We start from the raw sequence: 2,933 nt of genomic DNA, 5'->3' as shown, positions 1-2,933 counted from the left end.
GAATAACTTTTTTTGCTAAATCAACGCCAACTCTAGTACGATACATAACAGGACTCTTTTAATATATTTGTGTGGTAACTTTTATATTACCTCACTCGTTAAGGGTGAGGGAGTCCAATTATCTATTACTCACCGCTTAATGCGGCGTTGTGGCTGTAGAATTACTCTTTTTTAAGAAAAACAGCCAGTTTTATGGGTTCCAAATGCATTACCTAATGCTTTAAAAACGCTTAGAGTTAATTACAGGAGCTCGTTTTTTAATTGAATTTGGCTGTTAGAGTTATTCTACAGCCTCGTTAGGTGTTTCATGAGTGTTACTTATATTGTCATTCTTGGAATCGTTATTTTCCTTGCCTCAGCATTCTATGTTGATGGGTTGCCAAAGAAATACCGATTGCGTAAATGTATGGGGAAATACTGGAAATCAGAATTCCCTAATAGTAGTAAGAAAGATATACGTGAATTTCTTATTTTGTTTACGGATGCTTTTGCATTTTCAAATAAAGATAAGCTTAACTTTGCGCCTAACGATAAAATTTACGATATCTATACTGCACTTTATCCATCAAAATGGATGGCAGATTCACTTGAACTTGAAACTCTTGCAATAGATATTGAAAAGCAATATTCGCTATGCTTCAATGAGTTATGGAGTGAGGATTTAACTTTAGGTGAGTTATTTTCTCGTATAAAAAACACCTAACAAGTCGTTTAAACGGAATAAAAACAGTTGGCCATCGCTTCGCGATTATAGCCAACCATTTTTATCCGCTTAACGAGGCGTTGTGGCTGTAGAATTACTCTTTTTTTAAGAAAAACAGCCTGTTTTATGGGTTCCAAATGCATTACCTAATGCTTTAAAAACGCTTAGAGTTAATTATAGGAGCTCGTTTTTTAATTGAATTTGGCTGTTAGAGTTATTCTACAGCCTCGTTGTGGCTGTAGAATTACTCTTTTTTAAGAAAAACAGCCTGTTTTATGGGTTCCAAATGCATTACCTAATGCTTTAAAAACGCTTAGAGTTAATTACAGGAGCTCGTTTTTTAATTGAATTTGGCTGTTAGAGTTATTCTACAGCCTCGTTAGTAGCCCTAAGAGTAGATTTCGAGTTTGGTTGGGAAATATCTACCATTAGTACCACTCAATTGCATCTAGCCTAACCTTCCAATTGCATTTTGATTTACCACTTTAAAAATTTACTTGTTGGCAATAGAAAATCTGATAATTCATTAATTTTAAGGCCAGTGTGCGACTAAAGAAGCTGTAATCAGAATTTAGAAAAATGTCATTCAGTTCCAATAACAATAATTGTGAGCATACTGTTTTGCTTATTTTTATCACTTTGTTGATTTTTTCAACAAAAAAAGCAAACCTACGAGGTGTTACGTAGTTTATTTATCTGCTTGATGTAAAGAAAAGTGATGGAATTACACAACTATCAGAATAGTTAATAATAAAAAAAGGGAAAGTTAATGTATAAAAGTATTCAAGGAATCGCTGGGGTTATTTTGTTACTTTCATTTAGCGTTATGGGAAACGAAACCCAACTAACGCTGCTGGAAAAGGAAATTGATAGAATTGCAGAAGAGTCTATTCCAACTAATGGACCGGGGTGCTCTGTAGGTATTATTAAGAATCAACAATTTTTATTCAAGAAAAGCTACGGTTTGGCAAACATCGAACATCAGGTTCCGCTCAGTTCAATATCAGTATTTCGTATGGCATCTGTATCTAAACAATTCACCGGGTTTGCGGTATTGTTATTAGCAGAAAAAGGGGAAATTAACCTTGATGATGATATACGGAAACATCTTACTGAATTGAAAGACTATGGTGTAAAAGTAACTATTAACTCAATGTTAGGTCACGTTTCAGGAATGGCAGATTACGATACCCTCAAATCGCTATTACCCAAACCACTACTGTCCACCGCTGGTGGTCCGTTCAGGCTTGGTGATGAGGATTACCTGACCAAAGAAGAATACTACGATGTCATAAAATCGCTTCCTTTAGAGCATCAACCTGATACTCAACAAGCCTATAGTAACTTCGCTTACTTTTTATTGTCGGAGTTAGTAGCTAACGTCAGTGGTATGTCCATGCGGGAGTACACTACAAAATACATCTTTGAACCGCTTGGTATGCACAGCACTTTTTTCGCTGATGATATGCGAGAGATAGTACCTAACCGTGCCGAAGGATATAGAACATTTAAAGATAATGGATTAAAGCGTTATGAAACAAATATTTTTGTTGTGGGTGACGGTGGTCTATACACTACACTCGAAGATATGTTGATTTGGGATAATCACTTTTATACCCCGAAATTAGGTGATGCCCCTAACAAAATAATGACTCAATTTAATACACCAAATAGCCAACACTCCTACGAAAGCAACGGAATAACTTTTTATGCTAACGGGCAATATATCGAGCCAAATTATACGCTGCACAATGGCGGATGGATGGGCACAAGTACTAGTTATATTCGTAGACCCAAGGAGCAAGTAGCCTTTGTTGGTATGTGTAATAGCTCCTCACTCGATGCAAATGTTTTTACTTACGAAATACCGAAAATCCTAACTAAGCTGAAAATATGGGATGTTACTGACCCTGCAATTTTTTAGTCTCATTTTAGTTTTCAAAAAATAAAGGTTCATAGTAGCGGGCAACTAACAAGGCAATCAAGCGGGACTGCTAACAGCTTGGCTCGGTTCCGCTCCGCTACACAGTTTAGCCAAGCATTATCAGCCCCTTATTGGGGCGTTGTGGCTGTAGAATTACTCTTTTTTAAGAAAAACAGCTTGTTTTATGGGTTCCAAATGCATTACCTAATGCTTTAAAAACGCTTAGAGTTAATTACAGGAGCTCGTTTTTTAATTGAATTTGGCTGTTAGAGTAATTCTACAGCCTCGTTGTGGCTGTAGAATTAC

The 2,933-nt window shown here is 36.3% G+C and carries 2 protein-coding genes; both read left to right on the top strand.

The window, feature by feature from the left end; translation table 11 throughout:
- Nucleotides 1–307: 307 nt before the first annotated feature.
- Nucleotides 308–703, top strand: a complete 396-nt coding sequence (locus ACJJVX_RS00160; RefSeq protein WP_405629460.1) for a hypothetical protein — start codon at nt 308–310, stop codon at nt 701–703.
- A 769-nt stretch (nt 704–1,472) separates the two neighbouring features.
- Complete coding sequence (locus tag ACJJVX_RS00155; RefSeq protein WP_064436101.1) at nt 1,473–2,627, top strand: serine hydrolase; 1,155 nt, start codon at nt 1,473–1,475, stop codon at nt 2,625–2,627.
- Nucleotides 2,628–2,933: the final 306 nt, after the last annotated feature.

Origin of the sequence: Pseudoalteromonas sp. Ld20 (assembly GCF_045064175.1) — a bacterium.
In the GTDB taxonomy this organism is placed as follows: Bacteria; Pseudomonadota; Gammaproteobacteria; order Enterobacterales; family Alteromonadaceae; genus Pseudoalteromonas; species Pseudoalteromonas neustonica.
The sequence above is the reverse complement of the archived record's forward strand: the minus strand, read 5'-3'. Positions and strand labels throughout refer to the sequence as shown.